Below are 21,072 nucleotides of genomic sequence, written 5' to 3'. Positions count from 1 at the left end.
GAGCCTTAAGCATTGAAAACATTGGGATTTGCTACAAAAAACGCCACTGTTTGAGCAGTGGCGTTATTGCGTTTGTGGAGTCGCGGGGAATTGAACCCCGGTCCGGAAACCGTACCCTCGGTCTTCTACGTGCGTAGTCTGCTGGCCATTCGGCAATTTTTCTGCCCCCATGTTATTGCAGACAATTCATGGCGAGCATATCTACAGTAAAAGTCCCTGAACTACCCTGCAGCTCGGCAATTCAAGCAAGTCTTCTAATGACGTTTAGCACCACCCCGAAGACGTGAGTGGGTAAACGGAGCAGCTGCTCACTGGTTAATCCTGGCGCGAAGCTCAGGCAGCAAGAGCGAACTCAGTGCGATTAGATTTAGCACTTATTCTTTTGCGAAAGGACGTTTACGAGTGGACTTTCGCATTCTCGGCACGCTTCCCCGCGGCGAACAGATCACCGTCGAAACCGATCGACCCCTTTTTATTTATCAAACTGGTTTATCAAACTAGTGATTAAACACTAAATAATGATTAAACACTGGCAAAAGCCAGAATAATTATTATAAATAAATACAGTGATAGAGTCAACCTGTTTTAAGCTTCATTGCTATCGCCAGCAGCACCACCATCGCCAGCAGCACCAGCACCGCCAGCGCCACCAGCACCCTCAGCACCCTTATCACCCTTAGCAAGCTTCTTCGATTTTTCAACAAATCTTCTATTAACAACAAACACACAAATTGACACAACAAACACGCAAATAAATATTGTAACGTTTCTAGCTCTAGCATTTCCAAGGCTCTTTACAGCATTAGCATGAAGAGCAACAGCAGACTCCGCCGCAATAGTGGTCTCTACCTTACCGCCACTAACGCTAACGGTTTTACTGCAATCTTTAGACTCGTAAACATTGCAATATTCGCCGTCTGGCAAATCGGTTTTATAACTCACTTTTTGCGGCTTTTCCGTGTTGTTAATCGCAAGAAAACCCTTGTTTCCTCGGCTAAACGCAACGTTATTATCGTCGTCATCTTGCCAATTAGTAACCTTAGTGCCCTTAACAGCGTTGTAGAACCCAATCATTCCGCGAATCGAAGTCCACCTTTGCGTGCACTGCCACCTGGAACCGCTTGCACAACTCACATCTGGAATCGAAGTGCTTGTTGCCCCAGGCGCCCCCTCGTCTCTTTGCGTAAACTCATACCCCGAAAACACGTTTGGAGTTCCGTACGGGTACGCAAGCATAAACGCATTCGCAAGCTTATACTTTTCGCCATCTTTGTACGTTAAAACTCTGCTTGCATTATCTCGCTCAGTATCCCAATTTGTAACAAAAATCGCAGCTTTTTTGCTTGGAATCAACTTATCTGTAATATTCTTAAGATTTTCAATCGAACCGTAGAAATAGTTACGCAACCTGTAAGAGTATTGAAACTCCTTAACTTCGCCCGTTTCTAGGTATTGGTCTGGCTCAATTCTAGGGTCTTCTTCCCCAGGCGCTCCGATTGTTTCTTGCATCCACCATATTTTATCTGGCGTTGTTCCAGCAGCCTTAGCCGCCGCCGCTTTTATGCCTTTTACGTCTTGCGGAGACATATGCTTTACGGCGTCTACTCTAAACCCAGCAACTCCAAGCTTTAGCATGTACGCAAAGTATGCTCCCAAAGTTTGTTGAACGTGTTTGCTAGACGTGTCTAGGTCTAAAAGACCAACAAGCCTATTATTCCAAACAACTTCGGCTTTTTTGTAGGTTCCTATGCTTTCTGTAGATTTGTGGAAATCATCTTTTGTATATCCAGCATCTGGGAACGATTGATTTGCAGCATCATACTTGCTTCCACCAACGCCAACGGTATCTTTGTTTGCAAAGCCACTAGTGTGATTTATTACAGCATCTACTACTATTCCCACTCCAGCAGCTTTGCAAGTTGTTACCATATTTTTAAATTCTTCTTCGTTGCCAAGCTTTGAGTTGACTTTATAGCTTACTGGCTGGTAACTTGTCCACCACTGATTGCCTTTAATATGGTCTTGAGCTGGCGATACTTGCACGTATTTTACGCCTTCTGGGCCGTACGTTTTTTTGCATTCCTTAGCTATGCTTTTCCAATTTTGTTGGAATGCTGTTACGATTACGCCTTTTTCTGTAGTTTTTTGAGATGATTTTGAGCCAGCATATGCAATCGCTGGGCTGCTTGCGACTACTGCTCCCGCCAAAACGGTAGCAACACAAGATGTTATAGCCGCAACTCTTGCCAACACAAACTTTAACTTTACAAACGCCTTTTTATTAAAGCCTGTAAATGCTTTTATGCCGTGGATCATCGTTGTTCCTTTCTGCAAGAATTGCGGCTTTGCTTTGTTCTTACTTCACTCCTTATATATAGGACTTATATATAGAGCTATGTAGGACTATATTAGTCCTATCTATTCCCACTCGATTGTTGCTGGTGGTTTAGATGTAACGTCTAACACAACGCGATTAATCTGGCGACATTCGTTTGTGATTCGAGTAGAAATCTTGGCTAGAACATCGTACGGAACTCGCGACCAATCAGCGGTCATAGCGTCCTCAGAGCTTACTGGGCGAAGCACGATTGGAGAACCATATGTGCGCTCGTCTCCCTGAACTCCAACAGAGTGAACATCTGCCAAAAGAACAACTGGGCATTGCCAAATATCGCGGTCTAACCCAGCTGCCGAAAGCTCTTCGCGCGCAATAGCATCTGCTTCTCTAAGCACAGCCAAACGCTCGCGCGTAATCTCGCCAACAATGCGAATTCCCAAACCTGGGCCTGGGAACGGCTGGCGCCAAACAATAGCGTCTGGAAGCCCAAGCTCGGTACCAATTGCGCGAACCTCGTCTTTAAATAGCGTGCGCAAAGGCTCAATAAGCTTAAACTTTAAGTCCTTAGGCAAGCCGCCAACATTGTGATGCGACTTAATATTTGCAGCGCCATCCCCGCCGCCAGATTCCACAACATCTGGGTAAAGCGTGCCTTGTACAAGGAACTTAACTTCCGCTCCAGTTTTGCCAGCTTCTTCAATAACTTGGCGCTGCGCTTTTTCGAATGTGCGAATAAACTTTTCGCCAATAATCTTGCGCTTGCGCTCTGGCTCACTAACGCCCTTAAGCGCATCTAAAAAGTCATCTTCTGCGTCTACTGCAATAAGCTTGATTCCAGTGGCTTCCACAAAATCGTGCTTAACCTGCTCAACTTCGCCTTTTCTAAGCAAACCGTGGTCTACAAAAACGCAAGTGAGCTGATCTCCAATTGCCTTATGTACCAGAGCTGCTGCAACAGCGGAATCGACTCCTCCAGAAAGTCCGCAAATAACCTGCGCGTTTCCAACTTCTGCGCGAATCTTTGCAACCTGATCTTCAATTATGTTAGAAGGATTCCAATCATTTTCCAACCCTGCGCACTCGTGCAAGAATGTGGAAATAAGCTTTTGACCTAAAGGCGTATGCTTGACTTCTGGATGCCACTGCACTCCGTAAAGCTTGCGACTTTTGTCTTGCATAGCCGCAACTGGAGCGCCTTGAGTGTGAGCAAGCACCTCAAATCCTTCTGGCGCGCTTTTAACTGCCACTCCGTGGCTCATCCAGGTACTTTGATCTGCTGGAGAATTGGCGAGCAATCCTTCTGCATCGTCAATAGTTGCATGCGTTTTTCCGTACTCGCCCAATGCAGCTTTATCTACAACGCCGCCAAGCTCGTGAGCCATAACTTGGAATCCGTAGCAAATTCCAAGCACTGGAACGCCCGCATTAAAAATCTTTGTGTCAATTTTTGGCGCTCCTGGCTCATAAACGGAGGCAGGGCCGCCAGAAAGAATTATGGCTTTTGGATCTTTTGCCAGCATCTCTTCTACTGGCATGGAGTGTGGAACAAGCTCCGAATAAACGTTTGCTTCCCTCACTCTTCTAGCGATTAGCTGGGCATATTGGGCACCGAAGTCAACTACAAGTACCGGACCGTTTGCCATGATTCTCCTTATATATAAGAAACACATTTAGAAACACATTTATAGGTGATTCAATTTATACTAATGGCGCTTTTAGACGTTGGCGTTGTGCGAAACGCCGCAACTTAACAAATCATAAAAATTGTAAAAATAAACAACCTTGACATAACAACAAAGTTAACATCAAACATAACATAATTGATACTTTTAAGGTGATTTTTGTTAACACTTTAACACATTTTTTCAACAAATTCGCACGTAGTAACTAATCAAACGCACAAAAGTCAAAAGCTATTACTATACTGAAAAAGATGGAAAAAGAGGCGAATACGTTTGTTTTTTAGCCTCTATAACCAAATGGTAATGATTAAAATTGCACTGAAAAGTGCTTGAGTACAGGAGTACACATGACGAGTCCTGTTATTGGCACCCCTTGGAAGAAGCTAAACGCTCCAGTTTCCGAGGCGGCCATCGAAGGCGTAGACAAGTATTGGCGTGTTGCTAATTACCTCGCTATCGGTCAGATTTATCTTCGCAGCAATCCTCTAATGAAGGAGCCATTCACTCGCGAAGACGTTAAGCATCGTCTAGTCGGCCACTGGGGTACAACTCCAGGCCTTAACTTCCTTATTGGACACATCAACCGCTTTATTGCTGATCACCAGCAGAACACCGTGATTATCATGGGTCCAGGCCACGGCGGCCCAGCTGGTACTGCTCAGTCTTATCTTGACGGTACCTACACTGAGTACTATCCAAAGATTACTAAGGACGAAGCTGGTTTGCAGAAGTTCTTCCGCCAGTTCTCTTACCCAGGCGGTATTCCTTCTCACTTCGCTCCTGAGACCCCAGGTTCCATCCACGAAGGTGGCGAGCTTGGTTACGCTCTCTCCCACGCTTACGGCGCTGTTATGAACAACCCAAGCTTGTTCGTTCCAGCAATCGTTGGCGACGGCGAAGCAGAAACTGGTCCATTGGCTACTGGTTGGCAGTCCAACAAGCTTGTAAACCCACGTACCGATGGTATTGTTCTTCCAATCTTGCACTTGAACGGTTACAAGATTGCTAACCCAACCATTCTTTCCCGTATTTCCGACGAAGAGCTTCACGAGTTCTTCCACGGTATGGGCTACGAGCCATACGAGTTCGTTGCTGGCTTCGACGATGAGGATCATCTTTCCATTCACCGTCGCTTTGCCGATATGTTCGAGACCATCTTCGATGAGATTTGCGATATTAAGGCCGAGGCTCAGACTAACGATGTAACTCGCCCTTACTACCCAATGATTATCTTCCGCACCCCTAAGGGTTGGACTTGCCCTAAGTTCATCGACGGCAAGAAGACCGAAGGTTCTTGGCGTGCACACCAGGTTCCACTGGCTTCCGCTCGCGATACCGAAGCTCACTTTGAGGTTTTGAAGAACTGGATGAAGTCCTACAAGCCAGAAGAGCTCTTCGACGAAAACGGTGCTGTTAAGGAAGACGTTCTTTCCTTCATGCCAAAGGGCGAACTCCGTATTGGCGAAAATCCAAACGCCAACGGTGGTCGTATTCGCGAAGATCTTAAGCTTCCAAAGCTTGAGGATTACGAGGTTAAGGAAGTTAAGGAATTCGGTCACGGTTGGGGTCAGCTCGAAGCTACCCGTCGCCTTGGTGTTTACACCCGCGACATCATTAAGAACAACCCAGATTCCTTCCGTATCTTCGGCCCAGATGAGACCGCTTCCAACCGTTTGCAGGCTGCTTATGAAGTAACCAACAAGCAGTGGGATGCAGGATACCTTTCTGGCTTGGTTGACGAGCACATGGCTGTTACTGGCCAGGTTACCGAGCAGCTTTCCGAGCACCAGATGGAAGGCTTCCTCGAGGGCTACTTGCTCACTGGTCGTCACGGCATTTGGAGCTCTTACGAGTCCTTCGTACACGTTATTGACTCCATGTTGAACCAGCACGCAAAGTGGCTTGAGGCTACAGTTCGCGAGATTCCATGGCGTAAGCCAATCTCCTCTGTGAACTTGCTTGTGTCCTCCCACGTATGGCGTCAGGATCACAACGGCTTCTCGCACCAGGATCCAGGCGTAACCTCCGTGCTCTTGAACAAGACCTTCAACAACGATCACGTAATCGGCATCTACTTCCCAGTGGATTCCAACATGTTGCTCGCTGTTGCTGAGAAGGCTTACAAGTCCACCAACATGATTAACGCCATCTTCGCTGGTAAGCAGCCAGCTGCCACTTGGTTGACCCTCGACGAAGCTCGCGAAGAGCTCGAGAAGGGTGCTGCAGAGTGGAAGTGGGCTTCCAACGCTAAGAACAATGACGAAGTTCAGGTTGTTCTTGCTGGTGTTGGCGATGTTCCACAGCAGGAATTGATGGCCGCTGCCGACAAGTTGAACAAGCTTGGCGTTAAGTTCAAGGTTGTTAACGTTGTTGACTTGCTCAAGTTGCAGTCCGCTAAGGAAAACAACGAAGCTTTGACTGACGAAGAGTTCACTGAGCTCTTCACCGCTGACAAGCCAGTCCTCTTCGCTTATCACTCCTACGCACATGACGTTCGCGGCTTGATCTTCGATCGTCCAAACCACGACAACTTCAACGTTCATGGCTACAAGGAGCAGGGCTCCACCACCACGCCATACGATATGGTTCGTGTGAACGACATGGATCGTTACGAGCTTACCGCTGAAGCATTGCGCATGGTTGATGCTGCTAAGTATGCCGACGAAATCAAGAAGCTCGAGGACTTCCGCCTCGAAGCCTTCCAGTATGCAGTGGACAAGGGTCTTGATCACCCAGACTACACCGATTGGGTATGGCCAGGCGTTAAGACCGACAAGCCAGGTGCTGTTACTGCAACCGCTGCAACCGCTGGCGACAACGAGTAGTTTTAAGCTATCAACGCTAAAATTGCTTAGCTGATTTTTAGGGAGTCAATCGAAAGGTTGGCTCCCTAAAAAATTACTCGCACAAAAAAATTAATAATAAAACACATAAAAAATCAAAATTTCCGCTTGTTGTTCTACAAATAGCCTTAAAATAGCTAAGGATTCTTCGTTCGATATGCAATTTTCAACGTTGAAATACGAAGAATAGCAAAACCGAAAATGCAAAGCAAAATAAAAATGCGAAGCAAAATAGAATAAACACAGACGCATCAAAGGAGAAAAGTCGTGTCGTTAGTTAACGTAACTATTATCAGCTCCGACTGCGCGCAAAGTCGCAATGTTGTAGCACTGGGAGTTACAAAGGCTCTTTCTAATCATTATTCAACAACTGTTTTTAGACCATCTGCAAAGCATGATGACGCGTTTACAAGCGAATTGATAGCAGCAAGCAACACAAAGCCAACGCTGGAACAGGCAATTGCCGCATGCCCATGCGCAGTTCGTAAAAACAAAGACACACTAAGAGGAGACATTGTAGCTAGCTACAACGATCTGATTAGCGCAACAAACGCTCAAGGATGCGTTATTGTAGCTAGCGATTCCACTTCCGTATTTGACCCAGACTTATTTAGATTCGATGCATCTGTGGCAGCCGACTTAGCTTCCCCAGTGTTCTTAAGCGTTTGCGCAGAAGGCAGAGATAGCAAGCAAATCTTGCAAACAATCGAAGCACAATCCGCAAGCGTTAGTAAAGAATACACAAAAGTATTTGGCGTATTTGTAACTGATTGCAAAGAAGACTTAGCAAAAGAATTAAAAGAAAACTACGCTCAAAGCAATAATGGCACTCCACTTTGGACTTTGCCTGCTATAAGCGAATCCGAATCGAATAAATTCAGCGATTATGTTGCAAACGAAGAGATTATTAGCGCTTTGCAACAGCCATTTAACGCCCCTACTACCCCGTATGCCTTCCAATACAGCTTGCTTGGAAAAGCCAAGGCAAATAAGAAAACAATTGTGCTTCCAGAAGGCGAAGAAGATCGCATTCTAAAAGCAGCTGACTATTTGCTAGAGCGAGACATTGTAAATCTTATTATTGTTGGCCAAAGCGAGTCTATTCTTGCACGCGGAAAAGAACTCGGCTTAAAGTCTCTTAGCAAAGCAAGCTTCCAGTCTATGAGCGACGAGGCTGTTCTTAGCAAGATGATTAGCAAGCTCTGCGAGTTGCGCGCAAAGAAAGGCATGACCGAAGAGCAAGCTAGAGAACAGCTTAAAGATGCAAGCTACTTTGGCACAATGCTAGTGGTACTTGGATTAGCAGACGGACTTGTTTCTGGCTCTGTTAACTCAACGGCAAATACAGTTCGCCCAGCTCTTCAAGTTATTAAAACTAAGCCTGGCTCTAAGCTTGTTTCTGGCGCATTCATTATGTGCTTTAAAGATCATGTGGCTGTGTTTGCAGATTGCGCAATCAACCTTAATCCAGACGCGCAGCAGCTGGCAGATATCGCTTTGCAGTCTGCTCAAACCGCTAAAGCTTTTGGCTTAGACCCTAAGGTTGGAATGCTATCTTACTCCACTCTTGGATCTGGAAAAGGCCCAGACGTTGATCTTGTAGAAGAAGCAACAAAGATTGTAAAAGAAAGCGACCCAGACTTAAAGGTTGTTGGATCTATTCAGTTTGACGCTGCATGGTCGGAAACTGTTGCTGCATCAAAAGCTAAAGGAAATGATGTTGCAGGCCACGTAAATGTGTTTGTGTTCCCAGACTTGTGCGCTGGAAACATTGGATACAAGGCCGTTCAGCGCTCCAGCGGCGCATTGGCTGTTGGACCAATTTTGCAAGGCTTAAACAAGCCTGTTAACGACTTGTCTAGAGGCGCATTGGTTCAAGATATTATTAACACTGTTGCTCTTACAGCATTGGAAGCGCAGTTCTAATAATCGCAAGAAATAATCGCAAGTTCCTACAATGATTTGACTTAACAAAAGCATTCATTGTAGGAACTTACATGTACACTTAAATGTGGCAATTTACTAGCCTTATCAACACTTTATGGAGGATGCCCTCATGGCAAAAACCGTTCTTGTTATCAATTCTGGTTCTAGCTCTATTAAGTACCAGCTCGTCGATTTGGAAAGCGGCGAAGGTATTGCGTCTGGTATTGTAGAAAAAATTGGCGAGCCAGTTGACGGACACTACAAGCACGTATTCAATGGCGAAAAGCATGAGTTTGACGAGCCAGTGCACGATCACGAGCAGGGCTTAAAGCGCGTACTCGGCTTCTTTGAAGAATATGGTCCAAATCTTTCCAAGTCTGGAATCGTTGCTGTTGGACACCGCGTTGTTCAGGGTGGCTTAACCTTCCCTAAGCCAGCATTAGTGAACAAAAAGACAATTAATAAGGTAAAGGATTTGGCCGTTTTGGCTCCACTTCACAATGGTCCAGAGGCTGTTGGCGCTGAAGTTATGACTGAACTTTTGCCAGACGTTCCACAGATTATGGTGTTCGATTCTTCGTTCTTCCACGATTTGCCACAGGTTGCTGCGACTTACGCATTGAACAAAGATATTGCAAACCAGTACCACATTCGTCGCTACGGCGCTCACGGCACTTCCCACGAGTACATTGGCTCTGTAGTTCCAAGCATTGTTGGAAAGCCTGCAGAAGGCTTAAAGCAGATTGTTTTGCACATTGGAAATGGCGCTTCTGCTTCCGCTCAGATTTCTGGCAAGCCAGTTGAAACTTCTATGGGCTTAACGCCTCTCGAAGGTTTGATGATGGGCGGCCGCACTGGAGATATTGATCCAGCTGTAGTGTTCCACCTTATTCGCAACGCTCACATGAACGTGGACGAGCTTGATACGCTCTTTAACAAGCGTTCTGGCATGATGGGCATGACCGGCCACGGCGATTTGCGCGATATTCACAAGCTCATTGAAGAAGGCGACGAAGACGCTAAGCTTGCTCTCGGCGTGTACGTTCACCGCATTGTTGGCTACATTGGCAACTACACCGCTCAAATGGGCGGCGTGGACGTAATCACATTCACCGCTGGCGTTGGCGAAAACGATGAGATTGTTCGCGCTCTTGTGTGCGAAAAGCTTGCTCCATTCGGCGTTAAGCTCGATAAAGAGAAGAACTTGGTTCGTTCTAAGGAGCCACGCGTTATTTCCACTCCAGATAGCTCTGTGATTATTGCTGTAATCCCAACCAACGAAGAGTTGGCAATCGCTAGAAAGTCTGCACAAATCGCAGAAGCTGGCGTGGATTCTTACGGCAACAAGTTTGAGCGCTAAATCGTAGTGTAAAACAACGTAACGTAAAAACGTAACGCATAAATAATCCCGGGTTAAAAAAACTCGGGATTATTTGTTATTTAAGCATGTTATTCAAGCACACTATTCAAGCATGTTATTCCACATTGTTGGAAAATCTGGAAGCGTTTTACGCGTAGTGGCAATGTTTTTAACATTAATGCCATTAATTCTAAGCCCGAGCATTGCTGCAAAAGTGGCCATTCTGTGATCCGCATACGTCTCCATTACTTCCCCATGCATATTTTGGCTAGGAATAATACGGATTCCATCTTCTAGCTCATCAGCGCCTATTCCAACACGATTTAGTTCGGCAACTATTGCACTCAAGCGATTTGTTTCGTGGCCTCTTAAATGCGCAATACCGTGCAACTCGCTTACACCATCTGCAAACGCAAGAATCGCAGCAATACTTGGCGCAACCTCACCAGCAGCAGCCAAATCAAGTGACTTAATGGCATGAATTTTGCCGCTACCAGTTACGCATAACGTTGAAGAATCTGCGCTAGAACGCTCAAAAACAATTTTTGCACCCATCCGCTCAACAATCCCAGGCAACAATCCCCCAGGCTGAGTAGTTTTAAGCGGCCAATTAGGGATTTTAACGCATCCGCCAGCAATCAACGCTGCCCCAATAAAAGGCGCTGCGTTAGAAAGATCTGGTTCCACAACAACTTCATCTGGCAAAGTTAAATCATGTTCTTTAACACGCCACACTCCGCTTTCTGGCATATCTACCACTCCGCCAGCTTTGCGCACATCTTCCATTGTCATTTGAATATGCGGCATACTAGGCAATTTGCTTCCAATATGCTCTATTTGTAGACCTTTTGGAATACGCGATGCAATTAACAGCAGCGCAGATATAAATTGAGACGAAAGCGAAGAATCAATACGAACAACACGATTGCTGCCAGCAGTTTGCTTGCCATCTACCCCATATTCCACAAGATTTTTAGGAGGAATAACGCTAAATGGTAAGAAGCCGACTTCTCCGTGATATACGATTTTTGCACCCAACTGTTCCAATCCATCTAGAACAGGCTTCATTGGACGAGCATACGCTTGCTCATCTCCGTCAAACTTTACAGACTTATTTGCAAACAGCGCTAAAGCCGTTACAAAACGCATAACTGTTCCAGCCAAGCCACAATTAACAACCGCACAATCATCTACGCTAAAAACGCCATTTTTAGGCGGAATAACGCAAACTGTTGTGCCATCTTCGCTTAATGAATTGCATTTAACCCCAAATACGCTTAGCGCATTAATCATAAGTTCCGTATCTCTAGAACGCAGCAACCCCTTTAAAACAACTGGTTTTTTACCGATTGCTGCCAGAATCAAATATCGATTAGATAACGACTTGCTTCCAGGAACAGAAACTAAAGCATTAATCGCACTATTTGAAAATGGTGCTTTCCAAAGATTGTTTGCATCTTTTGCGTTTAAATTCGTAACATCACTCATACTATGAATTATCTAAGAACGTGTAGAAAACAAGCAGATATAAAAAAGTCGGGGTGACAGGATTCGAACCTGCGACATCCTGCTCCCAAAGCAGGCGCGCTACCAAACTGCGCTACACCCCGATGCTTTCTAGCTGGTTACCAGCTCCAAGCACAATCAAATACAATAGCGCACATTGCAGACAAAAGCAAATTTGCAACACGCGCGATAGAATAGAATCAGCATTGAAAATAGGCAACGGATTTTAGAGGTTAGCATGGGGCGTTTTCAACGTACGGAGGCAGCGGGATTAATCGCTTTTCTTGCATGCGCAGTATTTGGCATGATTGTAATGTCTATATACATAAACACAATGCCCGCAATATGGCAGGTTACGCAACGCTTGTTTACAATGGCATCTGGAGTTGTGGCAGCTTGCAGCATGTGCACTTTTATAGTCGGATATTTAAGAACACACAAAGGATTACTTAAAAAGAACTGGCTGCAAATTGCAAAACATGCTTTTGAAATAATCGCACTTTCTACGATTTACGGCGCAACAATGCTATTAATGTCTTTTGCTCTTCTTTCTATAATCAACAGCATTATTGGAAGAAGCGCTGTAAACACTTATCTTCCTGTTCTTTGCTGTGCGTTAAGCGGAATTGTTGGGTATGCAACTCTTGTTCAGGCAGAACTTTTAGAGGCAAAAACCGTTGCCTCACTTCTTCCACTATTTGTGATTTCTGGAGCAGCAACTGCTGGATTAACTTCCGACGACCCATATTGGTACAACAATAACTTCTCCCAACTTGGCGACAGAACAACGTTTGCTGCAAGCATGTTTAATGCAACGCTGATTCTAGCTGGAATATGCATTATTATTACAAGCTACTTTGCTATAACCGAGTTTGTTGCTACACAGCACGAAATCTTGCAAAATAAAGGCACCAACGCTACAAAGCATTTTAAAGCTCGAACAACTATTATGGCAGCGCTGCTTATTCTTGGAGGAATAGCATTTATTGGGATTGGAACTTTCCGCTATACCCCACACCCCGTTATACACGATTTATGCGCTAGAGGCGTTACAGGACTTATTTGCACAATGCTTATATGCCTTCCGTGGCTTGCGCCTAGGCTTTCTAAAACATTCTACGTTGCTTCGGATTTAGCTGTTATTCTTACAGCCTGGGTTGGAAACCAATGGGTTCATGGCAATAACACTTTAACAAATGTAGAAGCTTTGTCTTGTTTACTATTTTTAGGATGGATAATAGTGTTTTCCAGGCAAGTGGCAGCTATGCAAAGTGACCGTTTAAGATCTTAAATCAAATCTTAAATCATTCTTAAAAATGTGACCTACGGCTGGCTAAAAGCGCAACCATAGGTCACAATCAATTTAATTGCCTATATTATTCTTGATTATTCTTGCTTTTCGCTCATAAGAAGAAGGAAGCTTCTTGATTGAGCAACAATATTAAAACCAGATTCGTAATGCAATTGCGGACCTTTTGGATTATGAGTGTCTACAACAAGAGTCCACTTTTCGCCGTAACGCTTATCTGGCAAAGTGAAAGTTATAGGCTCGTAATGCGCGTTGAAAATAAGAATAAAGTCGTTATCGACCATTCTACTTCCATACCAATCGGTTTCTGGAATATCTGAACCGTTTAAATAGATCATAACCGAAAGCGCATGAGTATTACTCCAAGCTTCCATATCCATTACGGAACCAGTGTGATCAAACCACTCTACTTGCGGAATCTCTGAGGCATCATCCGAAGGCATACGACCAGTAAAGAACCTACGCCTATGCAAAACAGGGTGATCCAGCCTTAAATGAATAAGCTTGGAAACAAAGTCAAACATATCTTTTTGAGTGGAATCAAAATCCCAATTAATCCAAGAAATAGCATTATCTTGGCAATATGCGTTGTTGTTTCCATTTTGAGTGCGCATGGTTTCGTCTCCAGCGCAAATCATAGGAATACCCTGGCTCATTAGCAAAGTGGAGAAAAGATTTCGCATCTGGCGCTGACGAAGCTCGTTAACATCGTGAATATTTGTAGGGCCTTCTACTCCACAATTCCACGAACGATTGTCGTTAGCACCGTCGTTATTGCCTTCTTTATTAGCCTCGTTATGCTTTTCGTTATAGCTCACTAAATCGTTCATAGTAAAGCCGTCGTGAGCGGTAATAAAGTTTACAGACGCAACTGGCTTACGGCCGTTTTGCTCATATAAATCGGAGCTTCCCATAAGTCGGCTTGCAAACTCAGGCAAAGTCGAAGGCTGCGAGCGCCAAAAATCTCGCACGCAATCGCGGTATCGGCCATTCCACTCGGACCAGCTTGGAGGGAATCCACCAACTTGGTATCCACCAACGCCAATATCCCAAGGCTCTGCAATAAGCTTTACGCTAGAGATAATAGGGTCTTGCTCAATAATGTCAAAGAATGCAGAGAGCTTATCTACCTCTTGGAACTGGCGAGCTAGCGTTGCAGCCAAGTCGAATCTAAATCCGTCTACGTGCATTTCCGTAACCCAATAGCGCAAGCTATCTGTGATTAATCGCAGGGCTTTAGGAGATCGCATAAGAAGCGAGTTTCCTGTGCCAGTGGTGTCAAAATAATGACGCTGATCGTTGTCTACTAAACGATAGTATGCACGGTTATCGATTCCACGGAAGCTTAAAGTTGGGCCTCTATCGTTTCCTTCGGCAGTGTGATTGTAAACAACGTCTAGAATAACTTCCATTCCTGCAGCATGGTAAGCCTTAACCATTGCCTTAAACTCGTTAACCTGCTCGCCGCGCTGGCCAGAGCTAGAATAAGAATTTTGCGGAGCAAAGAAGCCAATTGTGTTATAACCCCAATAATTGCTTAAGCCCTTATTTTGCAAGAAAGAGTCGTTTACAAACTGGTGAATAGGCATAAGCTCAATGGCAGTAATACCAAGCTTTTTTAAGTAAGATATTACGCTTGGATGAGCCAATCCTGCGTACGTTCCGCGGATTTCTGGAGGAACATTGCGATTTAGATTCGTCATTCCCCTAACATGAGCCTCGTAAATCACACTATCGTGATACGGGATCATTGGATGCTGATCGTTTCCCCAATCAAAATATGGGTTTATAACAGCAGCTTTCATAGTGTGGCTTGCAGAATCCAAAGTGTTCATTGCCGATAAATCGTCTGGATTTGCAAACCAGTAGGAAAACAGGCTCTCGTCGCCGTCAATATTCCCCTCTATTGCCTTAGCGTATGGGTCTAAAAGAAGCTTGTTTGGATTACACCACAATCCATGATTTGGGTCATACGGCCCGTAAACTCTATAGCCGTACCTTTGGCCTGGCTGTATGCCAGATATGTAAGTATGCCAAACGTAAGAATTCTGCTCCGTCATGTCAATACGAGTTTCGTTATCTTGCTCGTCAAACAAGCACAGCTCAACGTGCTTTGCCACTTCGGAGAATAACGCGAAGTTTACGCCTGCGCCATCGTAGGTAGCTCCAAGCGGATACATAGAACCTGGTCTAATTTGCATAGTTCCAGTATGGCATATATTTATATAGTTTTCATCAATACCATAGGCGATTCTTAAAAAAGATTAAACTTTTACAAAATGCAATAGTCTTTTAGAAAATAAAAAAATCTTTTATATAACATGCTGATTTTTCCCTAAATTAAAGGCAACACGCCGAAGTATAGCCTTTAACCACATTGCTTAAAAAACATAGCAAAAAAGCTTTAAGACTGATGAAATAGCAACATGATAAACCAACAAAACATTGCAGCAGAACAATCTCAAGAAGGGCTATTAAGCCGCGTAGAAAACGTTGAAAAACAGCTACGCGACTTTTCAACGCCCAATAAAACAATAGGGAGTCTTGGAGAAGAATACACATCAATAAAACTAATGCTTAAAAATTGGATTCTTCTAGATAGAAATTGGCATAGTCGTTTTGGAGAGCTGGACGTTGTAATGATGGATATTTTAGGAACAATCGTATTTATAGAAGTAAAAACACGTAGAAGCGTACGATTTGGCACTCCTCTAGAAGCGGTAACAGAAGAAAAACGCATAAAAACACACAAAGCTGCGTTTAAATGGCTAGAAGATCACAAGATGTTTAAACATAGAAGAATACGATTCGACGTTGTATCAATCCTTATTTCAAAAAACAAAAACATTCAAATACAACACATTTTAGGAGCATTCTAATGGTTATTGGCAACGCATTATCTGTAGGGCTACTCGGATTAAAAGCCTTTACAATACAATTACAAGCATTTATATCTAGCGGTCTACCTGGATTTTCGATTATTGGACTACCAGATACTTCTTTAAGCGAAGCAAGAGAACGTGTTAAATCGGCATACATGTCTTTACACTGCACTTGGCCAGACACAAGGCTAACAGTAAATCTTTCACCTGCATCTATGCCAAAAAGCGGATCTTCTTACGACCTTGCAATCGCTGCAAGCATACTAAGCGCTAGAGGAATTATTCCGCTTAACGAGCTAGAAAACACTATTATTTTGGGCGAGCTTAACTTAGACGGGTCTGTTTTGCCAATTCAAGGCATGCTGCCAATCGCACTGTATGCTAAGCAAAAAAATATTACAAAAATGATTATTCCATACAAAAATCTTGCAGAAGCCAAGCTAGTAGACGGCATTGAGGCGATTGGGATTAAGCATATTTTGGATTTAGTAGACGAGCTAAATGGAAAATTAGAAGACGAAGATAGGCCTATTGCCGAAAAGAACAGAGAACGCGCATTAAATGCGATTAACCCGTACGACCACATTATTGTGGAAGAAAGGGAAAATCCTGGAGATTATTGCAATCCTAATAATAACGGCATTAACAATACAAACTATAAAAAAGAAGGCAGCGAAGAGCCACAAAATAACAATAGGCCATTAAACAATAGTCCATTAAACGCTATTGGAGATATGTCGGAAGTTTTAGGCCAAGAGCACACAAAGTGGGCTTTGCAAGTGGCAGCGGCTGGGGGTCATCATGTTATGATGATAGGCCCTCCTGGATCTGGAAAAACCATGCTGGCTTCCAGAATGCCAAGCATAATGTGCCCACTCACCGAACAAGAGCAGTTAGAAGTGGCCTCTATTCGCTCACTTTGCGGAACTCTTGACTACTACGGAATAACGGACATTCCGCCTTTTGAAGCGCCTCATCACACTTCTTCTGCAGCATCTCTTATAGGAGGCGGCGCAGGACTTGCAAAACCTGGAATAATAACTCGCGCGCATTGCGGTGTTTTATTTATGGACGAAGCTCCAGAATTTTCTCCGCGAGTTTTGCAAACACTTAGAGAACCATTGGAATCTGGCCACATTGCTGTTTCTAGATCTAAAGGAACAACGCTGTATCCTGCTAAATTCCAGCTTGTTATTGCAGCAAATCCATGCCCGTGCGGATACGCGTACGGAAACGGCGAGCGCTGCACTTGCAAAGAAAAAGAACGCATACGCTATTTTTCTAGACTTTCTGGGCCAATTTTAGACAGAATTGATATTCAAATGGATGTTCCGCCTGTAGAAAAAATCATAACTAAAAAAGCCATGTTAGAAAACGGCGCAAGTCAAATGTCTGGAAAAATTTTGACTAGCAAAATGATGCGTCAAAACGTAAAAAACGCAAGGCTTGTTGCACAAGATCGTTTTAAAAAACTTGGTTGGAGTTGCAATGCTCAAGCATCTGGAACATGGCTTAGAAAAAACACTTCGCAAGATGCGATTGAGTTAATAAATAGATCACTTGAAAACCACAAACTAAGTTTGCGTGGAGCAGATAGAGCACTCAGACTTGCCTGGACTTTAGCGGATCTTTGCGGGCACACTTGCCCAGATTTAACAGATATGGCTCAAGCAATTAGCTTAAGGACAAGAATATGATTAGCGAAAATAAAACAAACAGCACAAGTAACGCAAATAGCACAAACACCACAAACATAGCAAACGCGCAAAGTGCAGACATTTATTCAATAGATAACGAAACTTTAGCGCGCGCAATCCTAACGTTTTGCGTAGATGGAGCAGACGCCATAATGTACACGCTTACTATAGGAACTCTTAATGCTGCAAGCATTGTAGACGCACTATATTCTATTTGTGAATCAATTACTAAAAGCAAAGGCAAAATAAGCAGCAAACAGCTAGAGCTTGATCTTAAAACAAACAGCTATAAGAATAATACTGACTCAAGCGCAGATGACTTAGACAATGCAATTACAAAGATTGTAAAAAATCACCCGCAAATCAAGGTTTTAGAAAAATACTTTTTGGAAGGCCTTAAAATCTGGGGCGGTAAAAATGCAGACAATAAAAACGAAGTAAATAATTTTGCTGTATTGCATAAATCCGTTAAAAAGTGGTGTTTAAGAATGCAAAACCTACCTTTTTGGGATGCAAATAAACTCAAAAAATGGTTTAGCTCAAACGGATCGCAATGGATTATATCTCCAAAAAGCAAGTATTGGCCTAAGCAATTGCAAGATTTAGCAACAAAATGTAAGGTTGCTCCCCCACTTTGCTTATGGGGAATTGGAGACCCAAATGCTCTTGTTCAATGCAATCAGCCTCTTGCAATTGTTGGATCTAGAGGCTGCAACGACTACGGGTACGAGCTTAGCTTTACATTCGCTAAATCATGCGCTAAAAAAGGACACACTATTGTTTCTGGCGGAGCATACGGAATTGACGCTGCAGCGCACTGGGGAAGCTTAGACGCATTGGATTGCCACGCAATAAACGCAAGCCCTGTAGGCAAAACAATAGTCGTTTTTGCTGGAGGCCTAAACAATATGGGGCCAACATGCAACGCTCAGCTTTTTAACGCAATTCTTGCAAGCGGCGGAGTGTGCATAAGCGAACTTTGCCCCGAAACTATTCCAGAAGCGCGTAGATTCTTGCTAAGAAACCGTCTTATTGCAGCAATCGCCAGCAAAATCATAGTATCGCAAGCAAGATTAAGATCTGGTGCATTAAACACGGCAAATTGGGCATTGGAGCTAAACCGAGAATTGTACGCAGTTCCAGGAGATGTAACTTTGCCAAATAATGCTGGTTGCAACATGCTTATTCACGACGGAAAAGCTATGATGATATGCTCACACAGAGATATAGAAAACATCTACCCTACTTCACACCACTATTTACCACATTCGTTAGGAAATAACGAAAGCATTCCAGAAACTTGCACAAACTTCCAAAAGCTTATATTAAAAGCGATTTACAATTGCAAGCACAACAAAATCTGCGCAAATATAGATAACATTAGTGAAACCATTGCAAAAGCAGAAACAAATGGCGACTTTTCAATATCAAAAATCTCTGGAGAGCTTGCGATTCTTGAGCTAAACGGTGTAATTAAAAATCAGAATGGAGTTTTTAGCATAAATAGAAAAAAGTCTTAAAGTCTTAATTAAAAAAACAAAAAATATGAGAAAATAAGTAGTATGCAGTCAAACTTTAATGAACAAAACGGATTAAACGTAAAAAATCAACAAAAACGCGAGCAGATAAAATTAAATAGCTCTTTTTACAACGTTTTAATTATTGGAGCTGGAGCTGCAGGACTTTCAGCCGCATTAGGCTTAGTAAAGTCTAAAGAATACAAAGAGCTAAAAACGCACGGAAAACAGCCTAAAATACTAGTGATTTGCAAACTTCAAGCGTTAAGGTCTCACACGGGCTCTGCCGAAGGTGGAATAGCTGCAGCACTAGGAAATGTAGAAAAAGACTGCTGGCAATGGCACTATTACGACACTGTTCACGGAGGCGACTGGCTAAGCGATCAAAATGCGGCAAAAATGCTAGCAAAAGAAGCCAGAGAAACAGTTATTGAGCTTGAACACTTTGGCGTTGCTTTTTCTAGAACAAAAGACGGGCATATTAATCAAAGATTCTTTGGAGGCCACACAGCAGACTTTGGAAAACAGCCAGTTAAAAGAGCCGCGTACGCTGCAGATAGAATTGGTCACCAAATTTTGTACAGTTTGTGGCAAAAATGCTTAGAAGAAAACATTGAAATTAGCGAAGAAACTTACGTTACAGACATTGCAATCAACAGCAAAACAAGCAGCGTAGAAGGAGTTATAGCGCTAAACGAAAAAACGGGAAGCGTAGAAAAAATAATCGCAGATAACGTTCTTATAGCAACGGGTGGAGCTGGAAGACTATTTGAAACAACTTCTAATTCCTGGGATTTAACAGGAGACGGAATGGCTTTAGCTCTAAATGCTGGATTGCAATTAGAAGACATAGAGTTTATACAATTCCACCCAACTGGCTTAGCACACACTGGAATACTGCTTTCGGAAGCGGCGCGTGGCGAAGGCGGAGTGCTTAGAAATTGCAAAAACGAAGCATTTATGAAGAACTACGATAAGATTCACGCGGATTTAGCACCAAGAGACGTGGTTAGTAGGGCGATTGTAGCCGAAGTTGACGCTGCCAGGGGCGTAGAAGACACCACCAGCAGCGTTGACAAAAAAGATTGCGTTTGGCTAGACATGACTCATATAGAAAAACAACATATGCAAGAGGCTCTTCCGCAAGTTGTAGAGACGATTGAAAAATACGCGCATTTAGACCCATCAAAAGATTTTGTGCCAATTAAGCCTACTGCACACTACACAATGGGCGGAATACCAATCAACCTTAACGGACAAGTGTATAAATTAGATGGAGGCAAAAAACAAAGCATAAACGGATTATATGCTGCTGGAGAATGTGCATGCTCGGGAGTACATGGGGCTAATCGCCTTGGCGGAAACTCTCTTCTTGACGCTTGCTTATTTGGAAAGCTCGCTGGAAAATCTATTGCAAAGAACGTGCAAGAACAAAGTCAAAATCAAAGTCAAAATCAAAATAATTTACAAAGCAAAACCAAGAACGAAACTAAAAATCTAGACGAATTAGCTAAAAATCGAATACAAAAAATACAAGATTTTATGCAAATCCGTAACGATGATAGCGCAAATCAAAATCCGTATAGTCTTCTAGACAACTTAGAAAACATTATGGAAACTGCGGCAGCTGTTAGATGTAGCGAAAAAACACTTAAAGATGCTTTGCAAAAAATCGATACGATTCTTATTCCAAAAGCTAAAATGCTTGCTGTACATTCTAAAAATCTTGTTTTTAATCAAGAACTAACAGCTATTTTGGAATTGCAAAATATGATTACACTTGCAAAAAGTATTCTAAACGCATCTTTAGCAAGGCATGAATCTAGAGGATCTTTTACAAGATTGGATTATCCAAATCGCAATAACAGCCAAAATCCTCAACATTCTATAGTGGATTTAAGCGGAAACGTGCAGAATATGCCAGTTGTGATCGTTGATTTTAACCCAAATCAGCCAATTAACGAGCAAAATACTAGCGAAATTAAAGAAATTATTGCAAAAATCAATTAATT

11 protein-coding genes, 1 tRNA gene, 1 other RNA gene and 2 pseudogenes are annotated in these 21,072 nt (G+C 43.3%); 9 read left to right on the top strand and 6 right to left on the bottom strand.

Going from position 1 to position 21,072, the window contains the following annotated elements:
- Positions 1-72 precede the first annotated feature (72 nt).
- The 3 genes from ssrA to guaA form a co-directional block, all read right to left on the bottom strand.
- Positions 73-469: a transfer-messenger RNA gene (ssrA, locus tag ACZ0NX_RS02920) on the bottom strand.
- Between the two features lie 116 nt (positions 470-585).
- Positions 586-2,316 carry an alpha-amylase gene (locus tag ACZ0NX_RS02915; protein WP_464405391.1) on the bottom strand — a complete coding sequence of 577 codons (1,731 nt, stop codon included), beginning with the start codon at positions 2,314-2,316 and terminating at the stop codon, positions 586-588.
- Positions 2,317-2,418: 102 nt separating this feature from the next.
- Positions 2,419-3,981, bottom strand: a complete 1,563-nt coding sequence (gene guaA, locus ACZ0NX_RS02910) for a glutamine-hydrolyzing GMP synthase (protein WP_464405389.1) — start codon at positions 3,979-3,981, stop codon at positions 2,419-2,421.
- 386 nt (positions 3,982-4,367) lie between these two features.
- On the opposite strand from guaA, the gene ACZ0NX_RS02905 reads away from it, so the two are divergent.
- From ACZ0NX_RS02905 to ACZ0NX_RS02895, 3 genes are all read left to right on the top strand, one after another.
- The gene (locus ACZ0NX_RS02905; RefSeq protein ID WP_464405387.1) at positions 4,368-6,845 is read left to right on the top strand and encodes a phosphoketolase; all 2,478 of its coding nucleotides are present in this window, start codon (positions 4,368-4,370) and stop codon (positions 6,843-6,845) included.
- A gap of 285 nt (positions 6,846-7,130) precedes the next feature.
- Positions 7,131-8,789: a phosphate acetyltransferase gene (gene pta, locus ACZ0NX_RS02900; RefSeq protein ID WP_464405385.1), complete on the top strand. Its 1,659-nt coding sequence runs from the start codon at positions 7,131-7,133 to the stop codon at positions 8,787-8,789.
- Positions 8,790-8,919: 130 nt separating this feature from the next.
- On the top strand, positions 8,920-10,149 hold the full coding sequence (locus ACZ0NX_RS02895) for an acetate/propionate family kinase (RefSeq protein WP_464405383.1): 1,230 nt from the start codon (positions 8,920-8,922) through the stop codon (positions 10,147-10,149).
- 102 nt (positions 10,150-10,251) lie between these two features.
- Here ACZ0NX_RS02895 and aroA read toward each other — a convergent pair whose 3' ends face one another.
- Both aroA and ACZ0NX_RS02885 read right to left on the bottom strand, forming a co-directional pair.
- Entirely contained in the window at positions 10,252-11,637 is a 1,386-nt protein-coding gene (aroA, locus tag ACZ0NX_RS02890; RefSeq protein ID WP_464405381.1) for a 3-phosphoshikimate 1-carboxyvinyltransferase, read from the bottom strand.
- Positions 11,638-11,685: 48 nt separating this feature from the next.
- Positions 11,686-11,759, bottom strand: a tRNA-Pro gene (locus ACZ0NX_RS02885).
- A 134-nt stretch (positions 11,760-11,893) separates the two neighbouring features.
- Here ACZ0NX_RS02885 and ACZ0NX_RS02880 point away from each other — a divergent pair.
- Positions 11,894-12,946: an ABC transporter permease gene (locus tag ACZ0NX_RS02880; protein WP_464405379.1), complete on the top strand. Its 1,053-nt coding sequence runs from the start codon at positions 11,894-11,896 to the stop codon at positions 12,944-12,946.
- Between the two features lie 95 nt (positions 12,947-13,041).
- On the opposite strand, the gene glgX is transcribed toward ACZ0NX_RS02880, so the two are convergent.
- On the bottom strand, positions 13,042-15,165 hold the full coding sequence (gene glgX, locus ACZ0NX_RS02875; protein ID WP_060787358.1) for a glycogen debranching protein GlgX: 2,124 nt from the start codon (positions 15,163-15,165) through the stop codon (positions 13,042-13,044).
- A gap of 225 nt (positions 15,166-15,390) precedes the next feature.
- On the opposite strand from glgX, the gene ACZ0NX_RS02870 reads away from it, so the two are divergent.
- From ACZ0NX_RS02870 to ACZ0NX_RS02850, 5 genes and pseudogenes are all read left to right on the top strand, one after another.
- Complete coding sequence (locus tag ACZ0NX_RS02870; protein WP_415695341.1) at positions 15,391-15,843, top strand: YraN family protein; 453 nt, start codon at positions 15,391-15,393, stop codon at positions 15,841-15,843.
- Positions 15,843-16,352: pseudogene (locus ACZ0NX_RS02865) on the top strand (magnesium chelatase domain-containing protein); the annotation flags it as partial. The gene ACZ0NX_RS02870 and the pseudogene ACZ0NX_RS02865, both read left to right, overlap by 1 nt.
- 213 nt (positions 16,353-16,565) lie before the next feature.
- Positions 16,566-17,543 (top strand): annotated as a pseudogene (locus tag ACZ0NX_RS02860) (YifB family Mg chelatase-like AAA ATPase); the annotation flags it as partial.
- Positions 17,540-19,063: a DNA-processing protein DprA gene (locus ACZ0NX_RS02855; RefSeq protein WP_464405376.1), complete on the top strand. Its 1,524-nt coding sequence runs from the start codon at positions 17,540-17,542 to the stop codon at positions 19,061-19,063. The pseudogene ACZ0NX_RS02860 and the gene ACZ0NX_RS02855, both read left to right, overlap by 4 nt.
- 42 nt (positions 19,064-19,105) lie before the next feature.
- Positions 19,106-21,070 carry an FAD-binding protein gene (locus tag ACZ0NX_RS02850; RefSeq protein ID WP_464405374.1) on the top strand — a complete coding sequence of 655 codons (1,965 nt, stop codon included), beginning with the start codon at positions 19,106-19,108 and terminating at the stop codon, positions 21,068-21,070.
- The last annotated feature ends 2 nt before the right edge of the window (positions 21,071-21,072 follow it).

The sequence above is a fragment of the Gardnerella rara genome (genome assembly GCF_055452355.1).
The sequence above is the reverse complement of the archived record's forward strand: the minus strand, read 5'-3'. Positions and strand labels throughout refer to the sequence as shown.

Bases quoted from the DNA above. Each gene is read 5' to 3' on its own strand.
- ACZ0NX_RS02915 (WP_464405391.1), bottom strand. From the start codon at position 2,316: ATGATCCACGGCATAAAAGCATTTACAGGCTTTAATAAAAAGGCGTTT.
- guaA (WP_464405389.1), bottom strand. From the start codon at position 3,981: ATGGCAAACGGTCCGGTACTTGTAGTTGACTTCGGTGCCCAATATGCC.
- ACZ0NX_RS02905 (WP_464405387.1), top strand. From the start codon at position 4,368: ATGACGAGTCCTGTTATTGGCACCCCTTGGAAGAAGCTAAACGCTCCA.
- ACZ0NX_RS02895 (WP_464405383.1), top strand. From the start codon at position 8,920: ATGGCAAAAACCGTTCTTGTTATCAATTCTGGTTCTAGCTCTATTAAG.
- aroA (WP_464405381.1), bottom strand. From the start codon at position 11,637: ATGAGTGATGTTACGAATTTAAACGCAAAAGATGCAAACAATCTTTGG.
- ACZ0NX_RS02880 (WP_464405379.1), top strand. From the start codon at position 11,894: ATGGGGCGTTTTCAACGTACGGAGGCAGCGGGATTAATCGCTTTTCTT.
- glgX (WP_060787358.1), bottom strand. From the start codon at position 15,165: ATGCAAATTAGACCAGGTTCTATGTATCCGCTTGGAGCTACCTACGAT.
- ACZ0NX_RS02870 (WP_415695341.1), top strand. From the start codon at position 15,391: ATGATAAACCAACAAAACATTGCAGCAGAACAATCTCAAGAAGGGCTA.
- ACZ0NX_RS02855 (WP_464405376.1), top strand. From the start codon at position 17,540: ATGATTAGCGAAAATAAAACAAACAGCACAAGTAACGCAAATAGCACA.
- ACZ0NX_RS02850 (WP_464405374.1), top strand. From the start codon at position 19,106: ATGCAGTCAAACTTTAATGAACAAAACGGATTAAACGTAAAAAATCAA.